This window comes from Pseudomonadota bacterium (assembly GCA_018242545.1).
GTDB lineage: Bacteria > Pseudomonadota > Alphaproteobacteria > 16-39-46 > 16-39-46 > 16-39-46.
Map to the genome: position 1 here is coordinate 1 of JAFEBT010000002.1, position 16,565 is coordinate 16,565.

A 16,565-nucleotide genomic window follows, 5' to 3' on the forward strand; every position below is an offset into this window, starting at 1 on the left:
TATCTTTTTAATATTAATGGAGATATTCGAGAAGGAAAATTACAAGTATTTTGGAGCTATAGTACCCTGCATTATAAGGATGAAACTGTAGAAAATGTATCCCATACTTTCCTTCAAAAACTTCAAGATATTATCCCGCATTGTCTATTAGATAAAAATATACCTGATTATACGATGAGCGACTTTCCTGATTTTGAGCCTTATGTAATAGTTAATAATTCAAAGAATGAAGCTAAGAATAACTTATTTATCTTCCCTCCAGGTCACGGAGGATCAGAAAGTTATTTTAATAACATAGTCCCAGAATTAAATAATAAAAATTTAATATTGTTTAATAATTATTATAATTACTTCGAAAATAAAATTGATAAAAATTATCTTAATTACATAACAATTGAAAATCTAGCTAGGGATTATATTATTTATATAAAACTTTTACAACCTGAAGGCCCATATAACCTATTTGGTTGGAGCTTAGGAGGGACCTTAGCATTTGAAGTGGCTAAGCAGTTGATTAAAAAAAGAGAGCTTGTTACAAATATTATACTCATAGATCCCTACTTTAATCTTAAAGAGGCAGTCTTGAAGATAGGCAAAAACTTTGAGGATGTCACACATGTTAATTACAAATATTTCCCCGCTCCAACCTCTGATTTATCAAAAACAAACATTACCTTATTTAAAGCCTCAAAAATAGAAGATGCAATGGAAGACGAAAAAGGATTTTTTAAATATTATGTTGAAAATACCAAATATAATCATTTAGATAAATTAATTAAAAATACAAAAATACGAGTAATAAAAATGCATGCTGGTCATTCTTCTTGGATTAATAATGATACCGAAATTGTAAAAATTTGTAATGTAATTAAAAGTTTGATATGACACCTAGAATTATATATTTTATAAATAAGAAGGAGGATTTTTGAGCTTTAACTAAAAAATATGGAGAGGTAGCTTCTTGTGATTTATGATCATTCAATGTTTGTATATATTTTACTTGCATTCTAATCACACTGTTTGGTTATCATTCTTTAGGAAGTATCCATAAAAAAAATTAACTAATACCTACTTATAATTAAACATGCAGAAAAAGGTGCTATAAATATGTTATTAACTATGTTGAAAGCTAAGATCCATCGAGCAAAAGTGACCCAAGCTGAACTCAATTATGTAGGGAGCATAACAATTGATGAACACCTACTCACTCAAAGCGGTATTCTAGAGTACGAGAAAGTCAGCGTAGTTAATATTGATAATGGAAACAGATTTGAAACATATGTAATTAAAGGAGAAAAAAACAGTGGGATAATTTGTATAAATGGTGCGGCAGCAAGACTTGTAAGTACAGGAGATAAAATAATAATTATGTGCTATTGTCATATGGACAATGATGAAATTTCACAACATACTCCAAAAATATTATTAATGAATGAAGATAATACAATCAACAGTGTCTCTATCTACGAAAAACATGGACCTTATATAAATCCTCAACTAGAGAGCTAGAATTAGGGCCATAAATTATTATTATTTTCAGAAATGAAATAAACAACATTCGTGCAAGGGTTGTTATATTATGAATGAAAAAAATCTGTCCTCCCTAGAATCTCAACATAAAATAGTGAAACTTTTAAAAGATGAGTTTGTTCAATTAAACTTGGCTTATGGGACAAATAACTTCAAAAAAAAGATGTCTAGCCCAAACTTTCTTATTAAAAAGCTCAAAAAATTATCTTTTAAGGTGACCTCCATATTAAAAATTAATCATTTAAATCCAGAAATTTTAGATGAATTAAGTCTTCTTCAACAAGAAATAGATGAATATATTCAAAAATAAGTAATTCGTTTATAAAGATATTCTTCAGAAATCATCTCGAGTGACGTACATCCACAAAGAGCCATTGTAAGATTAAGTTCAGAGGAGAAAATATCTAAGACTTTTAATACACCGTGCTCCCCTCCAACACTGAGTCCCCATAAAATAGGTCTTCCTATAAGCACTGCTTTTGCTCCTAATGCAATGGCTTTGAATATGCTTTTTCCATCCCTAATTCCCCCATCTATTAAAATGTCAATCTTACCATCCGCAATTTGGGCAATTTTAGGAAGGACTTCAAGAGGAGTTGGAACAGTATCAAGTTGTCTGCCTCCATGATTAGATATAATAATTCCTGAAATTTTATGCTCTATTGCAATAGAAACATCCTCTTCGGTCAATATGCCTTTTAGAATGATAGGGAGAGGTGTTATAGAGCGAATCCATTCTATATCTTCCCATGTTAGAGAAGAATCTAATAACTGTGAAAGGTACCGTGCTCGATGGACAACTGGAATTTCTTGTAAATTCAATCCTGCTTTCACCAGGTTAAGCGGAATGATATCTTCTTGGAATGAGAAAGGATTTATTAATTCTCGTTTACGTTTTCCATACAAAGGCGTATCAACTGTAAGAACCAATCCCTTAAATCCGCATTCATGGGCGTATTGTAGTAAGTTTTTTGTTATATGACGGTCTTTATACATATAGACTTGAAGCCAAGGATCAATGAGTGAATTTTTACGAATCTCTTCTAAAGATGCCGTTGCTAAAGAGCTCACAATCATAATTGTTCCAAAATCACTTGCAGCTTTAACAGTTGCAATCTCTCCTTCTTGATGCGCTAATTTATGAAAAGCCATAGGCGCAATTAAGACCGGCAAAGAAATTGATTGGCCTAACACTGTCGTTCTTGTTGTAATGTTACGAACATCTCTAAGAACTCTTGGCTTTAGAAGAACTTTATTATAACTTTCAGCATTTTCACTTAGAGTAATTTCATCATCGGATCCTCCAGAAAAGTATGTATAAATGCTTGGATCCAAAATAAGCTTTGCTTGTTCCTGAATATCAGAAATACTAATAATCTGAGATAAATCCATATTAAAGTCTGCTCTTCTCGAGTGCTTTGGAAAAGCGTTTAATTCCTTCTTCAATTTTAGGCGTATTTGAAGATGAAAAACTTAACCTTAAGCAATTTTTGTACTTTTCAATATTTGATATTGCAAATCCACCTCCAGGGATAAAAGAGACTTTTTCTTCTAAAGCATTTTTAAATAAAAGAGATACATCTATGTTCTTTGGACATTCTCCCCAAATAAAAAAACCACTATTAGGGACAGTATAGGACAGTTCATCTGGAAGGTGATTCTTTAAAGATTCATTCATTTGATCGCGTCTTAATTTATAAGCAGCTCTTATGTTTAAAATATGATCTTCTAAATATCCTTTTTCTATAAACGAATTTACAATGCGTTGTGAAAAGGTCGCCATATTAATATCTAGCGATTCTTTTATAATCGATAATTTTGGTACTAAATATTCTGGAACGATTAACCAGCCAACACGAAGGGAAGGTGCAAGGATTTTAGAAAAAGATCCCACATATAGTATAAAGTCAGAGTTAAAAGATCTTAAAGAAGGAATATTTTCATCATAAAAAAGAAATCCATAAGCATCATCTTCTATGATAGGAAGTTTATATTTTGAAGCCAAATTTGCAAGATGTTCCCGTTTTTCTCTACTTAAACTAAGTCCCAAAGGGTTGTGTCCATCTGTTACCATGTAGAGTAAAGCTGGATTATGACCTTGCTTTAAGGTCCTCTCAAGATCTTCAAGGTCTATTCCCGTTTTAAAATCTGTTTTTACGGTTAGTATATTAGGCTGATAAGGTGCGACTACTTGAACAAACCCGGGATAAACAACTTCTTCTAGAATTATTGTGCTTTTTGGATTGAGAAGAAGCCTTGTTAAAAGGGTCATTCCTTGATGAGCTCCAGTCGTCAAGAAAACTTCATTTTCCTTGCAGGTAGCCCCTCTCTCATACATCTTCTCTACGATATAAGATTTAAGAGATTCTAGAGGAGGAGCATACTGCAAAGCATCTTTGTTTTCTAAACAATTTAAAGCTTCTTTCAATTGTTCAATTGGAAAAAGCTCAGGTGCAGGAAGACCAAGAGAAAAAGAAATAACATCATCCTTAAGGGCGTTTAAAGATTTTTGCATAGCTGAAGGAGAAATAGATTTTAACCAATTCGCTAATTTAATCATTCTAAATTCTTTCCTTTTTGGCCTTGTTCTCTTTCAATAGCCTCAAAAAGGGCTCTAATATTTCCTTTCCCAAAACCTTCAGACCCCATACGCTGTATAATTTCAAAAAACAAAGTAGGGCGCTGATGGATTGGTTTCGTAAAAGCTTGAAATAGATGCCCCTTCTCATCTTGATCAACTAAGATTTTTAATTTATTTAAATCTTTAAGTTTATCATGAATATTATTCACTCTTTCCTCAAGATGTTCATAATATGTTTGAGGGATATGAAGAAATTCTATGCCATTATTTCTCAAAGCCTGCATTGACTTATAAATATCATTTGAATGAAAAGCGATATGTTGAACTCCCGGTCCTTTATTTTTCTTGATAAAAGTTTCAACTTGAGATTCTATTTTACCTTTTCGAGGCTCAACAAAAACAAACTTGATAGAATTATCTTTTGTTGCCATCACAATAGAATTCATACCACTATTATTTGTATCAACAATTTCTTCCTGAACGACTGAAAATGAAAATACAGTTCCATAAAACTTTCTCCAAGTATCGAGGGTGGAATAATCTAATGCAATTGCAATATGATCTATATTATTAAGTCCAACACCAAGATCTCTAGAATCTTGAGCCATTTCATAGAATGGCAAATAAAAAATATTAGTTTGGTCTCTTTGTATGAATGAATGTATCGTACTTCCAAATGTAAGGACAGAGGCCTTTATAATTTTTCCATTTTTGTCTTGAATGTAGTCTGGGCTACGGATAACAGTTGCTCCATGCTTTATAGCTGTTTCAAAAGCATATTCAGCATCCTCAACTTCAAAAGCAATATCTTTTACCGCATCTCCATGAGAATACACATGCTGACTCACAAAGTGAGAAGGTGTTACCGCAGAAGTTATAATAAGATGGATATTCCCTTGCTCCAAAATATAAGAGACTTCGTCATAAGAATCTGAAGCTTTTTCTTTGTATCCTATAATATTAAATCCAAACCCCTGCTTAAGAAAATATACAAATTGAAAAGCATTTGCGACATAGAGTTCAATATAATCAAGTCCCTTAATTGATAAGTGTTCAGTTTGCATTAAAAATATCTTTATGAAGGTTATTTACTGAAAGGAAAGAAACTTTCTCTTTAAATAGATAAAAAATTAAGCTACCTCTATTTCATCTTTATTTGCAGCCTTAGCCATTTGTTCTTTTAAGCTACGAGGTCTCATATCCGACCAATTCTCTTTAATATAAGCAAGACACTCCTCTTTCGTTCCAGTTGTCCCAACTTCACTCCATCCATAAGGAATCTCTTTTCTAACAGGCCATATTGAATACTGATCTTCTATGTTAATAACGACTCTCCATACTTCATTAGAATCTGGTCCCCACATTTTTACTCCTATTTGTTCTGCATTATATAAAAACAGTTATATTTTCATTTTATGAAAATCTCGATGATCTTAATTTTTAGAATAATATGAAATTTATTTCAAACTATTTTTTATAAAGTAAAACTTTTCTTCTTTATTCCTTAGCTTCTTAAAAAGTTTTTCGTTATGTTAACTTAACGTGTTCATTAAAAATTAAGGAACCATTAGGAAAAAGATGCACGAGGTTCATGCAAAAGAAGCGCTTTTCTATATTTATAAAATGATTCGACCATTTTATTGGTCTTTTACTATTATGCTCTTAGTTGCAATAGCATGGGCTATTGATTTATCTTTAAGGCCTTATCTTCTTAAAGTTATTTTAGACCGTCTTAACCAATCTCCTTCCCAAGAAGCTTTTAAATATATAGCTTATCCTTTATTAATTTACTTTTTTTTATCATTTTTTCATACAAGTATGTTTCGTCTCTATAATTATTTTGTAGAGATCAAAATGATACCTGCTTTGCATAAAAAAATAACAAATTCCATATTTTCTTATATGATAAAGCATGATCATTCTTATTACCAAAATAATTTTTCTGGAAGCTTAGCAAATAAAATTAATGACTTAAAAAACAGTATACCCGACATCGTACGAATTTTTATTGATCGATTTTTAAGTCATATTTTAGGGCTTGCAGTTGCAATTTTTACTCTTTGGCATGTGCGAATTGAATTTGCTTTAGCTATGCTTACTTGGACACTTTTATTCATTGGGGTCGCATTTTTTTGTTCAAAAAGAATCCAACATCTTGCAGATAAACAGTCAGAGTTAGGATCAACAGTAACTGGAAAACTTGTTGACATATTGTCAAATATACTTTCAGTAAAGTTATTTTCAAGGCAACGCAAAGAAAAAGAATCTCTTAATGAAACTCTCCAAGAAGCCCTTAAAGCAGAGAGAAAACTCCAATGGTTTTATTTCTGGATGTGGATTTTTTACGGATATTCTTTTCTTATAACACAAGGAATATGTCTTTACTTTCTTATAAAAGGACGAGAACAAGGAATAATCTCTATCGGAGATTTTGCGCTTGTTATGAGTCTTAATATCTCCATTGTTGATTTCTTGTGGGGATTAATGCAAGAGTTTTCTCAATTTTCTAAACTCTTAGGGGTAACGATACAAGCACTGCGTACGACAACAATGCCTCATAAAATTAAAGATAGTCCGAAGGCTTTAGAACTTATGGTTACTAAAGGTAAAATTGTCTTTGACAAAGTTCAATTTTATTATAAAGGTGCAGAACCTTTATTTAATAAGAGTTCTATTACTATCTTTCCTAGTCAAAAAGTTGGACTTGTAGGCTTTTCAGGCAGCGGTAAATCTACTTTTGTAAATTTAATTTTAAGATTATTTGATGTTACAGAAGGACGCATTCTTATTGATGATCAAGATATAAAAAATGTGACTCAAGATAGTTTAAGAGAAGCTATCTCTATAATTCCTCAGGATCCATCTTTATTCCATCGAACCTTAATGGAAAACATTCGTTACGGAAAATTAGAAGCTTCTGATGAAGAAGTCATAGAGGCTTCTCAACGTGCTCATGCACATGAGTTCATATCTAAGCTGCCTTTAAGGTATGACTCTCTTGTTGGTGAAAGAGGCATAAAACTTTCAGGGGGGCAACGTCAACGTATTGCAATGAGTCGGGCTATTTTAAAAAATGCCCCTATCCTTATTTTAGATGAAGCCACAAGTCAACTTGATTCTGTAACAGAACATGAGATTCAAGAAAGTCTTTGGAATTTAATGAAAGAAAAAACGACCATTATTATTGCTCATCGCCTCTCAACTCTTCTTCGTATGGATCGAATTCTTGTTTTTGATCAAGGTAAAATCATTCAGGATGGACCACATAAAGAACTCTTAAAAGGAGGTTTCTATAAAACTTTATGGGAGACGCAAATTGGTGGATTTTTGCCAGAGAAAAAAGATTTGTAAGTCACTCTAAAATTACTTTACTTCGTAAATAAGATTAACTACCTTTAAATCATTCTCTAATAACGGTAGAGCCTTGGTTTCAATTCACTTAATTAAAAAATGAAGAGTCTGAAAATGAATCTGTCAAAACATGCTTGTATCCCTTGTCAAGGGGTTGTTTTTCCTTTATCTCTGAAAGAAATTAAACTTTTCTAACAGCTTTAAGGAGATTGGAGTCTCAATAAACAAGGCCATCTTGAAAAAACATATTTTTTTGAAAACCTTATAGATCCTATGAATTTTGCGAATAAAATTTGTAAAATTGAAGAGAAAGAAAGACATCACCCAGATCTTTTTATAAGCTGAGAAAAATGTCGCGTTGAAATCTGGACGCATAAAGCAAATAATCTTACAAAAAGTGACTTTTATTTAGTAGCTAAAATTGAAGATAAGCTTAATAGTTAAAAAATGAATGCCCTTAAAAAGATAAATTTCTCTAAGAATCTTGTAGAATTGTTTACTATTAATCTTAAAAAGTTAGACTCTTATCTTCCAAAACTCCTAATGTATCTTTCAGAGAAAGAAAAAATTCAAGCAGATAAATTTCAATTTGAACATTTAAAAAGTAGTTATGTTGCTTCACATGGACTTCTAAGAATTTTAATTGGAAATTATCTTTCTTGTTCTCCTTCACAAGTTGAATATACACATAATGAGTTTCAAAAACCTTTATGCAAAAATAATCAAAACTTATATTTTAATATGTCGCACTCTCATGAATATGCTTGTTATGCCTTTTCTTTTGGTCATGAGGTCGGAGTTGACATTGAATTTATGGATAGTACGATTGGAATAGACGATTTATTGCCTTTAATAACAACTCAAGAAGAGCTACTTATTTTCAATACATTCAATAAAAAAGACAAATCTTATTTATTTTATAAAACATGGACTATCAAAGAAGCTTTCGTAAAAGCTTTAGGATTTGGATTGTCATGTCCTCTTTCCAATATAGACACAACTATTTTACCAAGAAAAAAATTCGAAGTTGTGAGGTACAATACAATACGTAAAAAAGAAATAGATAAAGAATGGACTTTTTCTTCTATCGATCTGATTCCTGATTATCTGGGAGCGGTTGCTGTTAAAAAGAATAACTCTTACATAAATATGAGGTCCCTTGATTCCTTGGACTTCTCTAAACTAAGTTAGAAAAAAATAAGTTTCATATTAAACTTTATATTAAGAAAAATTATCCTTATTTTGATGACTATATGATGACTAATTTTTTACAAGGAAATTTATTGTTACTTTAACTAATTGAAAAATAAGTAATTTTTTGAGAACTTTGAGAAAATATTAACAGACTTAAAATCTGTGGGGTTCTGGCCACCTAGTTTAGTATGATCAATAGAGCATCCCCCTTTAATCAATATAGTAAATCAAAGAGTGAAAGAGTTCGAAAGGCTTTTACTCTAAAGCTCAATCAATATAAATAGAAGAACAACTATGAAACTATTTTTTTAAAACCTTATATAAACCTTTTTTATTTTTTAAAAATTAAAAAAGTCTTAGCTTAAACAAAAATCCAAGGAATTTCTCTACTTTTTATGGTGCCGCCGGCGAGGATCGAACTTGCGACCTCACCCTTACCAAGGGTGTGCTCTACCACTGAGCTACGGCGGCTCATTAACGTCTAACCTTGTCTATATGGGGTGCACAATGCCATACTCCTCAAAAAGATGCAAGATAGGAGTTAAAAAGGAATGATGCTTCCAGAGAAAATAAATTTTAAGCTCCTTTAACCACACTGCTTTACATCAAATAGATTTAATTCTTCTAAGAGTAGCCAAAAATTCCCTGCCGTCTTATTTTAGATTTCTATGTGGTGGTAGTCTGTTCTTATAATTTTTTGAACGCCTTTAATTTTTTATTCTTTTCATTTCTTCTCAATTTATGTTTGTTTTTTCTTCTTAAATTTAATGAGCTCTTACAATAAGAATTATCGCGTAGAACAAGGAAAAGAGCTATGCCAACAGCCACTTGCAAAGTTGCCTATAAAAGAAATTCCAAATGCCGGAGTTACTTTTTTAGGATCACCAGAAGTAGAAGTATTTCTTTGAACATCCTTATTGTCCTTCCTTTTTCCATCACGATCAAAAATCATGGCGCCGGCTTTTATGGATGCATACAAACTTCTATCCCTATAACCATCTATTCCCTCAGAATTTGCGTTCTCTTGCTTTCTTGAAAGCTTTGTACTTGCGGCATCTAAACCTTTGTCCTCAAGAGAGAAGACAGCATTTTCTCCTAAAATCATCGCTAAAAGAGAAACCATAATAATCTTTATGTTTTTCATTCTTTTTTTTTATTTTTTATTTTTTTACTTCTTATGAAAAAATCTTTTCTTTTCCTTGTTTTTTTAGACTTCTCAGAAAAATCTCAGAATGAAATAAGAGGTTTAAATATAAGAGAGAATAGTAAAGTAAACATATTCTATTAAATACCTCATGTCTTTAAAATACAAAAAAGTTAAAAATTTGTCTAATGTTTTCTAAAATGACTTAAATCTGAGACAAAAGAAAAAGTAAAATAAGGCCTTCTATCTCTATAGTTGCGAAAGACCCTTTTAGTCTGTATATATTGAGAAGGAATTCAACTTATAAATTCCGTTCAACTTTTTCTTAACTTTAACTTAAAAAAGCTCTTTTTATGACAGAAAAACCTCCCCTTTCCAAGGACCGAAAGCAACGAGAAGCAGACGCTTTGCGCGCTAATTTACAACGCCGAAAAGAACAAGCACGTGCACGTGTCAAAAAATTAAACCCTCTAGAACCTTCTTCTTTTCATAGCTAAAGGATAAAGATTATGTCGATTCTTTCTGATCATTGGATCCGAGAAATGGCCTTAAACCATGGAATGATTGAACCTTTTATTGAATCTCAAACAACACGTAATACAATTTCCTTCGGTCTTTCTTCCTATGGGTATGATGCGCGTGTGGCTCCAGAGTTTAAAATTTTTACCAATGTAGACAATGCTCTTATTGACCCTAAAAATTTTTCTCCAACAAGCTTTGTAGATCGCGAAACAGATGTATGCATCATCCCAGCGAACAGCTTTGTGCTCGCACGTACCGTAGAATATTTTCGTATTCCACGGGATGTTCTTGTTATTTGTCTTGGAAAATCCACCTATGCTCGTTGTGGTATTATCGTGAATGTTACACCTCTTGAGCCTGAATGGGAAGGGCATGTAACTCTTGAGTTTTCCAATACAACGCCTCTTCCTGCAAAAATTTATGCAAATGAAGGCGTCTGTCAATTTCTCTTTTTTAAAGGAGAACAACCTTGTGATGTTTCTTATAAAGACCGCTCTGGAAAATACATGCATCAACGCGGAATTACGCTTCCAAAATTAAAAACACTTACATAATTTTTTTAAAGGATTTCATTTATGGATAAAATTCATATTCACGGAGGTATCCCTCTTAAAGGCTCCATTCAAATTGCAGGCGCGAAGAATGCGACACTTCCACTCATGACCGCCTGTTTGCTCACAGAAGATCCTCTGGTTCTTTCGAATGTTCCAAAACTTGCTGACATCCATTGCCTGCTAAACATTTTAAAAGATTTAGGGGTCGACACCTCTTTTATAGAAAACGGAACATCCTCTAGTATACCTCAAGAGCAAACCTTAAAGCTTTCTGCCAAAAAGATTACAAGTACGAAGGCATCTTATGATCTTGTTCGTAAAATGCGGGCTTCTATTCTTGTGTTAGGACCCCTTTTGGCGCGCATGAGAACAGCAACTGTTTCTTTGCCTGGCGGATGTGCAATTGGAACGAGACCGGTTGATATTCATATAAAAGGTCTAGAACACTTAGGAGCAAAAATTTCTCTTGAACAAGGATATATTCATGCCCAAGCACCTCAAGGTCTTAAAGGAAAAGATTTTACCTTCCCAATGGTAACCGTAACAGGCACCGAAAATCTTCTCATGGCAGCTTGTTTAGCAAAAGGAACAACGCGCCTTATTAATGCTGCGCGAGAACCTGAAATCATAGACCTTGCAAACTGCCTCGTCAGCATGGGCGCTCATATTGAAGGAATTGGAACAGATACACTTGTTATCGAAGGACAGGAAACCTTAAAAGGAGCTCATCATCGTGTTGTTTCAGACCGCATTGAGCTTGGAACTTACGCGATTGCAGCAGCCATTACAAGAGGAGAGCTTGATCTTTTGGGAGGTAAAAAATCTCTTATTCCTTCTTTTCTTCCAAAATTAGAAGAAATCGGTGTGACAATTGAAGAACTTCCAAATGGCCTTCGTGTTTCAGGTAAAAATGCTTCTTTAAATGCTGTTGATATTACAACAGGTCCTTTTCCAGGGTTTGCAACAGACTTACAGGCTCAAATGATGGCTCTTCTTTGTATTTCAGAGGGCTCATCTCTCATAACGGAAACAATTTTTGAAAATCGATTTATGCACGTGCCTGAACTCATGCGTATGGGAGCCCAAATCAGCATACAAGGAAAATCTGTAATGATTCGGGGTGTAAAGAATCTTATTGGAGCAGAAGTTATGGCAACAGACTTGAGAGCTTCTTTTTCTCTTGTTTTAGCAGGCCTCGTTGCTGAAGGAGAAACAATTCTAAATCGCGTTTATCATCTTGACCGCGGCTATGAATATGTGGAAGCTAAGTTAAGAGCATGTGGTGCTCAAATTGAACGAATTCATACTTAATAAATAAAATAGGCTCGATTATGACCTTTAAAAATTCAACACCATCAAATACTTCTCTTACTTTCTCTGATGCACCGCCTTTAAAGCTTAAAGCCGAAAATTTAGAAGATCTTTCAATTCTCTCTACATTTCTTCAAGATGCTCTTGTTCCTTTTTCAAGCATAACATACAACCCAAAAGAGCAAACATTTTCTCTTCTCACACATCGTTTTCGCTGGGAAAATAATCCTGTTATTGAAAATGAGAGTACGCTTTATGAACGCATTCATTCCCTCTTAAATATTAACCATGTCAAAAACGTCCATAAAAAAGGATTAAAAGATTCCTTTGATCCAAACCAAATTTTAAATCTTTTATGCATTACGTCCGAAGATAATACTCTTATTTTAACTTTTTCAGGTGCCATTCAACTTCAACTTGAAATTGAAAAAATGTTCGTTTTACTTGGAGATCAAAATATTTCATGGCCAACTTCCCATAAACCAGAGCACTTTTAAAATACTATTTTCTTAAAAAAGTATGCTAATTTCTTCTATTTACAATACCTACATAAAAAAACTCCTCTTGACGATAATTAAAACATCTCTTAGGATATGTCTTAGTAATTCTGCTAAACAGTTAAGAATATCTTCCCAAAACTTTAAAATTTCTTAGAAATAATCACCCGATAAAGAAATAATTACGTCTATATATTAAATGTAAAAAGAGGTTTTTTATGTCTATATTCTCAGCTCTTAACAGAGAGCAAAAGGAAGCTGTTGGTCTTCTACAAATTGGAACATTTTTAGAGTATTTTGACTTGATGCTCTATGTTCATATGGCCGTCTTATTAAATGATTTATTTTTTCCAAAAGCAGATCCTAAAACAGCCGGTCTTCTTACAGCTTTAGCTTTTTGTTCAACCTATGTTCTTAGACCTTTTGGGGCTCTCTTATTTGGATATATTGGGGATCATATAGGACGTAAAACAACTGTTATTATGACAACCATGATGATGGCAACCTCATGCATTATCATGGCCACTCTTCCGACCTATGCTCAAATCGGTATTGTTGCAGCATGGCTTGTTACAATCTGTCGTATTATCCAGGGCCTCTCCTCAATGGGAGAAATTATTGGCGCTGAAATATACGTTACGGAAATCACAAAGCCTCCTGTAAGATATCCTGCCGTAGGCTTAATTGGATGTGCCTCACGTTTTGGGACAATGGTTGCTCTTGGAATTGCTTATCTTGTTACCTCTTTTGGTTTTGACTGGAGAAACGGTTTTTGGATTGGTGCTGCGATTGCCGTTGTTGGGTCTGTTGCACGAACACGGCTTAGGGAAACACCCGACTTTGTGGATATGAAACGCAATGTTAAACAAGCACTTGAACAAGCAAAAGAACAAGGCATCGGTAAAACTGAAGAACTGCTTAAAATAGAAAAAAAATTTCAAAAAGATACACTTGGATGGAAAATTCTCTTAGCTATTTTCCTTGTTTATTCTGGTGCCCCCGTTTGTCTTTATTTTAGTTATATGCACTGCGGAAGCATTTTAAAAACTTCTTTGGGATTAAGCCCAGAAGCTATTATTCATCAAAATTTTATTGTTTCTGTTGTTGAATTTCTTTTTATGGTTCTTACTGTTTATCTCAGCTATACAATACACCCCTTAAAAATATTAAAATTTAAAGGGGCCTTATTCCTTCCTTTTTTAGTCTTATTTCCTTTTGTTACCAACGATCTCAATTCTTCCTTTATCATGCTTTTAATGCAATGTATAAGTGTATCGTTAACATTAACCCCAATTCCAGCTACAGCTGTTTTTATGCAGCACATGCCTGTATTTAGGAGATTTACTTATGCAAGCCTTATCTATGCTCTTTCAAGAGCTCTTATGGCTGTATTAACATCATTTGGACTCGTTTTTTTAACAGATATTTTGGGACAATGGGGAATCTATTTTATTATGATTCCTGTCACAATCGGATTTCTATGGGGTGTTTCTCATTTTGAAGAACTTGAACATATTTCTAAGAAATCAGCTTTTTCTAAAATCTTCAAATTCTCTTAAATTAAACTCTGTCTTTTGATACTCATATTTTGATCTTCAGACAAGAAAAGGAACTTTAAATGGACCTCTCTGTACCTCTCAATAAAGAACAAAAAGAAGCTGCTGGCCTCTTACAAGCAGGAACATTTTTAGAATATTTTGATCTCATGCTTTATGTTCACATGGCTGTGGTTTTAAATGAACTCTTCTTCCCAAAAACAGATCCAAAAACAGCGAGCCTCCTAACAGCTTTTACCTTCAGTTCGATCTATGTTTTAAGACCTTTGGGAGCTCTTTTATTTGGATATATTGGAGACTGTATTGGTCGAAAAACAACTGTTATTTTAACGATGATGCTTATGGCGACATCCTGTATCCTTATTGCAAGTCTTCCCACCTATGACCAAATTGGGATTACAGCTGCATGGCTTGTAACAGCTTGTCGCGTTATTCAAGGCATTTCTTCCATGGGAGAAATCATTGGAGCTGAAATTTACCTTACTGAGCTTATCCCTCTTCCTTTAAGATATTGCATTGTAGGACTGATAAGTTGTGCGTCACGTTTAGGAATGGTAGCGGCCTTAGCAGTTGCTATGCTGATGACGTCCCATGAAATGTTTAATTGGCGTTATGCGTTTTGGGCTGCCGCTGGGCTTGCCCTTGTTGGCTCTGTTTCAAGAATGAGACTTCGCGAAACCCCCGACTTTTTAAGCCAGAAAAGAGTCCACACTAAAAATGAGATTAAAACCGAGTCTTCTTCTAAACTTACTTTCATTTCTCAAAAGGTGAATTTTAAGCTTATTATGGCGTCTTTTTTAATTTATTCAGGCCCTCCTGCCTGTCTTTATTTTATTTATATTTTTTGTGCAGAGATTCTTAAGCAATTGGGACAAACAGGACAACAAATTATTCATCAAAATTTTCTTATTTCAATTGTTGAGTTTATGGTTCTTTTAGCAACCGTTCTTTTAAGTATTCGTATCCACCCTTTGAAAATTATAAAACTAAAATCCATCTTTTTTCTTATTTTTGCGATCAGCCTTCCTTTCTTAATGATGCATGCGTTATCTCCCTCTCTCCTTTTTATCATTCAGCTTATAGGGGTTTCTTTGATTTTAACAGCTGTGCCTGCTGTTGCCGCCCTCATTGTTCATTATCCTATTTATCAACGGTTTAGATATACGAGCATTATTTATGCTCTTGCCCGTGCCTTAATGTCAGTCATCATTGCTTTCGGACTTGTTTTTTTAACAGATGCCTTTGGATATTGGGGACTTTCAATGCTTTTAATCCCAGTAACGCTTGGATTTATTTGGGGTGTGACGCACTTTGAAAAGCTTGAAGGACTAAGAATCCGTTCTCTCAATCCTGAAGTGACCTAAAATTTCAAATCAATCAATGTTATTGATATTAAAATTATTGACTTATTTAGAACCTCTGTCTTAAAAAGAGAGGAGTCTTCTGATCAAAAAGTTAAGCATTTTTATTTTACTCCTAACCTTTTAATTGTTTAATGACACATACTCAAGCTGACATTGATACTTTTTTGTACGAGGAAGGTCAAATTCCTCTTCATCTTCCTTCTGATTATGAAGGAATGCGCAAAGCAGGGCGTTTGGCTGCAGAGGTTTTAGATTATATTACACCTTATGTTAAGCCGGGCATCACAACTGAACATTTAGATTCACTATGTCATGCTTTTATTATAGATCATAAGGCCATTCCCGCCCCTTTAGGATATAAAGGATTTCCAAAATCTATTTGCACCTCCTTAAATCACGTCGTTTGTCACGGAATCCCTGGACCGCGTACTCTCATAAAAGGAGATATATTGAATATCGATGTCACCGTTATTTTGGAAGGTTGGCATGGTGACACAAGTCGTATGTTTTATGTAGGAGATGTCGGTATAAAAGCACAACGTCTTGTAGAAGTAACCTATGCAGCAATGATGCGCGGGATTTCAAAGATAAGACCCGGATCTACAATTGGCGATATTGGACATGCGATTCAATCTTATGTAGAAGAAAATAAATACTCCGTCGTGCGAGATTTTTGTGGCCATGGCATCGGTCAGTTTTTTCATGGTCCTCCAACTATTCTCCACTATGGCGAAAAAGAAGCAGGTATCGTTTTAAAAGAAGGAATGTTTTTTACTGTGGAACCCATGGTTAATGCGGGACGTTATGCTGTTAAAGTTCTTTCTGATGGATGGACAGCTGTAACGCGGGACCAATCTTTATCAGCTCAGTTTGAACATACGGTTGGTGTTACAAAAACAGGCGTCGAAATATTTACACTTTCCCCTAAAAATTACACGCTCCCTCCTTATGCTTAACTTCT

17 protein-coding genes, 1 tRNA gene and 1 pseudogene are annotated in these 16,565 nt (G+C 33.8%); 13 read left to right on the forward strand and 6 right to left on the reverse strand.

Annotated elements, in window-relative coordinates; translation table 11 throughout:
• The 3 genes from JSS34_00520 to JSS34_00530 all read left to right on the forward strand — a co-directional run.
• Positions 1-885 (forward strand): hypothetical protein (locus JSS34_00520; protein MBS0184832.1); only part of this gene is annotated, 885 nt, incomplete at its 5' end.
• Between the two features lie 222 nt (positions 886-1,107).
• Positions 1,108-1,509, forward strand: coding sequence for an aspartate 1-decarboxylase (locus JSS34_00525; protein ID MBS0184833.1), 402 nt, complete (start codon positions 1,108-1,110; stop codon positions 1,507-1,509).
• 70 nt (positions 1,510-1,579) lie between these two features.
• The gene (locus JSS34_00530) at positions 1,580-1,840 is read left to right on the forward strand and encodes a hypothetical protein (protein ID MBS0184834.1); all 261 of its coding nucleotides are present in this window, start codon (positions 1,580-1,582) and stop codon (positions 1,838-1,840) included.
• On the opposite strand, the gene JSS34_00535 is transcribed toward JSS34_00530, so the two are convergent.
• From JSS34_00535 to JSS34_00550, 4 genes are all read right to left on the reverse strand, one after another.
• The gene (locus JSS34_00535) at positions 1,831-2,922 is read right to left on the reverse strand and encodes an alpha-hydroxy-acid oxidizing protein (protein MBS0184835.1); all 1,092 of its coding nucleotides are present in this window, start codon (positions 2,920-2,922) and stop codon (positions 1,831-1,833) included. The genes JSS34_00530 and JSS34_00535 overlap by 10 nt on opposite strands.
• Position 2,923: 1 nt before the next feature.
• Positions 2,924-4,090, reverse strand: coding sequence for a PLP-dependent aminotransferase family protein (locus JSS34_00540; GenBank protein MBS0184836.1), 1,167 nt, complete (start codon positions 4,088-4,090; stop codon positions 2,924-2,926).
• Positions 4,087-5,175, reverse strand: coding sequence for a 4-hydroxyphenylpyruvate dioxygenase (gene hppD, locus JSS34_00545; GenBank protein ID MBS0184837.1), 1,089 nt, complete (start codon positions 5,173-5,175; stop codon positions 4,087-4,089). The genes JSS34_00540 and hppD overlap by 4 nt, the downstream gene beginning before the upstream one ends.
• 66 nt (positions 5,176-5,241) lie before the next feature.
• Complete coding sequence (locus tag JSS34_00550; protein MBS0184838.1) at positions 5,242-5,475, reverse strand: MbtH family NRPS accessory protein; 234 nt, start codon at positions 5,473-5,475, stop codon at positions 5,242-5,244.
• Between the two features lie 214 nt (positions 5,476-5,689).
• Between JSS34_00550 and JSS34_00555 the strand changes: the two genes are divergently transcribed.
• The 3 genes and pseudogenes from JSS34_00555 to JSS34_00565 all read left to right on the forward strand — a co-directional run bounded on the left by JSS34_00555 (position 5,690) and on the right by JSS34_00565 (position 8,653).
• A complete protein-coding gene (locus tag JSS34_00555) occupies positions 5,690-7,462 on the forward strand; it encodes an ABC transporter ATP-binding protein (GenBank protein ID MBS0184839.1) in 1,773 nt (590 codons plus the stop codon).
• A 114-nt stretch (positions 7,463-7,576) separates the two neighbouring features.
• Positions 7,577-7,906, forward strand: a pseudogene (locus JSS34_00560) (4a-hydroxytetrahydrobiopterin dehydratase).
• 48 nt (positions 7,907-7,954) lie between these two features.
• Positions 7,955-8,653 (forward strand): 4'-phosphopantetheinyl transferase superfamily protein, encoded by a 699-nt coding sequence (locus tag JSS34_00565; GenBank protein MBS0184840.1) that lies wholly within the window; start codon positions 7,955-7,957, stop codon positions 8,651-8,653.
• A 399-nt stretch (positions 8,654-9,052) separates the two neighbouring features.
• Here the strand turns inward: JSS34_00565 and JSS34_00570 are convergent.
• Positions 9,053-9,127 (reverse strand) — tRNA-Thr (locus JSS34_00570).
• 316 nt (positions 9,128-9,443) lie between these two features.
• Complete coding sequence (locus JSS34_00575) at positions 9,444-9,800, reverse strand: hypothetical protein (GenBank protein MBS0184841.1); 357 nt, start codon at positions 9,798-9,800, stop codon at positions 9,444-9,446.
• A 353-nt stretch (positions 9,801-10,153) separates the two neighbouring features.
• On the opposite strand from JSS34_00575, the gene JSS34_00580 reads away from it, so the two are divergent.
• From JSS34_00580 to map, 7 genes are all read left to right on the forward strand, one after another.
• On the forward strand, positions 10,154-10,297 hold the full coding sequence (locus JSS34_00580) for a hypothetical protein (protein MBS0184842.1): 144 nt from the start codon (positions 10,154-10,156) through the stop codon (positions 10,295-10,297).
• Between the two features lie 12 nt (positions 10,298-10,309).
• A complete protein-coding gene (locus JSS34_00585; protein MBS0184843.1) occupies positions 10,310-10,876 on the forward strand; it encodes a dCTP deaminase in 567 nt (188 codons plus the stop codon).
• A gap of 21 nt (positions 10,877-10,897) precedes the next feature.
• A complete protein-coding gene (gene murA, locus JSS34_00590; protein MBS0184844.1) occupies positions 10,898-12,187 on the forward strand; it encodes a UDP-N-acetylglucosamine 1-carboxyvinyltransferase in 1,290 nt (429 codons plus the stop codon).
• A gap of 20 nt (positions 12,188-12,207) precedes the next feature.
• Positions 12,208-12,684 (forward strand): DUF2948 family protein, encoded by a 477-nt coding sequence (locus JSS34_00595; GenBank protein MBS0184845.1) that lies wholly within the window; start codon positions 12,208-12,210, stop codon positions 12,682-12,684.
• A gap of 218 nt (positions 12,685-12,902) precedes the next feature.
• Positions 12,903-14,243 (forward strand): MFS transporter, encoded by a 1,341-nt coding sequence (locus tag JSS34_00600; protein ID MBS0184846.1) that lies wholly within the window; start codon positions 12,903-12,905, stop codon positions 14,241-14,243.
• 59 nt (positions 14,244-14,302) lie between these two features.
• Positions 14,303-15,604 carry an MFS transporter gene (locus tag JSS34_00605; GenBank protein MBS0184847.1) on the forward strand — a complete coding sequence of 434 codons (1,302 nt, stop codon included), beginning with the start codon at positions 14,303-14,305 and terminating at the stop codon, positions 15,602-15,604.
• 131 nt (positions 15,605-15,735) lie between these two features.
• Positions 15,736-16,560, forward strand: a complete 825-nt coding sequence (map, locus tag JSS34_00610; protein MBS0184848.1) for a type I methionyl aminopeptidase — start codon at positions 15,736-15,738, stop codon at positions 16,558-16,560.
• The last annotated feature ends 5 nt before the right edge of the window (positions 16,561-16,565 follow it).

Bases quoted from the DNA above. Each gene is read 5' to 3' on its own strand.
- JSS34_00555 (MBS0184839.1), top strand. From the start codon at position 5,690: ATGCACGAGGTTCATGCAAAAGAAGCGCTTTTCTATATTTATAAAATG.
- JSS34_00535 (MBS0184835.1), bottom strand. From the start codon at position 2,922: ATGGATTTATCTCAGATTATTAGTATTTCTGATATTCAGGAACAAGCA.
- hppD (MBS0184837.1), bottom strand. From the start codon at position 5,175: ATGCAAACTGAACACTTATCAATTAAGGGACTTGATTATATTGAACTC.
- JSS34_00580 (MBS0184842.1), top strand. From the start codon at position 10,154: ATGACAGAAAAACCTCCCCTTTCCAAGGACCGAAAGCAACGAGAAGCA.
- JSS34_00540 (MBS0184836.1), bottom strand. From the start codon at position 4,090: ATGATTAAATTAGCGAATTGGTTAAAATCTATTTCTCCTTCAGCTATG.
- JSS34_00605 (MBS0184847.1), top strand. From the start codon at position 14,303: ATGGACCTCTCTGTACCTCTCAATAAAGAACAAAAAGAAGCTGCTGGC.
- JSS34_00575 (MBS0184841.1), bottom strand. From the start codon at position 9,800: ATGAAAAACATAAAGATTATTATGGTTTCTCTTTTAGCGATGATTTTA.
- JSS34_00530 (MBS0184834.1), top strand. From the start codon at position 1,580: ATGAATGAAAAAAATCTGTCCTCCCTAGAATCTCAACATAAAATAGTG.
- JSS34_00595 (MBS0184845.1), top strand. From the start codon at position 12,208: ATGACCTTTAAAAATTCAACACCATCAAATACTTCTCTTACTTTCTCT.
- murA (MBS0184844.1), top strand. From the start codon at position 10,898: ATGGATAAAATTCATATTCACGGAGGTATCCCTCTTAAAGGCTCCATT.
- JSS34_00525 (MBS0184833.1), top strand. From the start codon at position 1,108: ATGTTATTAACTATGTTGAAAGCTAAGATCCATCGAGCAAAAGTGACC.
- JSS34_00585 (MBS0184843.1), top strand. From the start codon at position 10,310: ATGTCGATTCTTTCTGATCATTGGATCCGAGAAATGGCCTTAAACCAT.
- JSS34_00550 (MBS0184838.1), bottom strand. From the start codon at position 5,475: ATGTGGGGACCAGATTCTAATGAAGTATGGAGAGTCGTTATTAACATA.
- map (MBS0184848.1), top strand. From the start codon at position 15,736: ATGACACATACTCAAGCTGACATTGATACTTTTTTGTACGAGGAAGGT.
- JSS34_00600 (MBS0184846.1), top strand. From the start codon at position 12,903: ATGTCTATATTCTCAGCTCTTAACAGAGAGCAAAAGGAAGCTGTTGGT.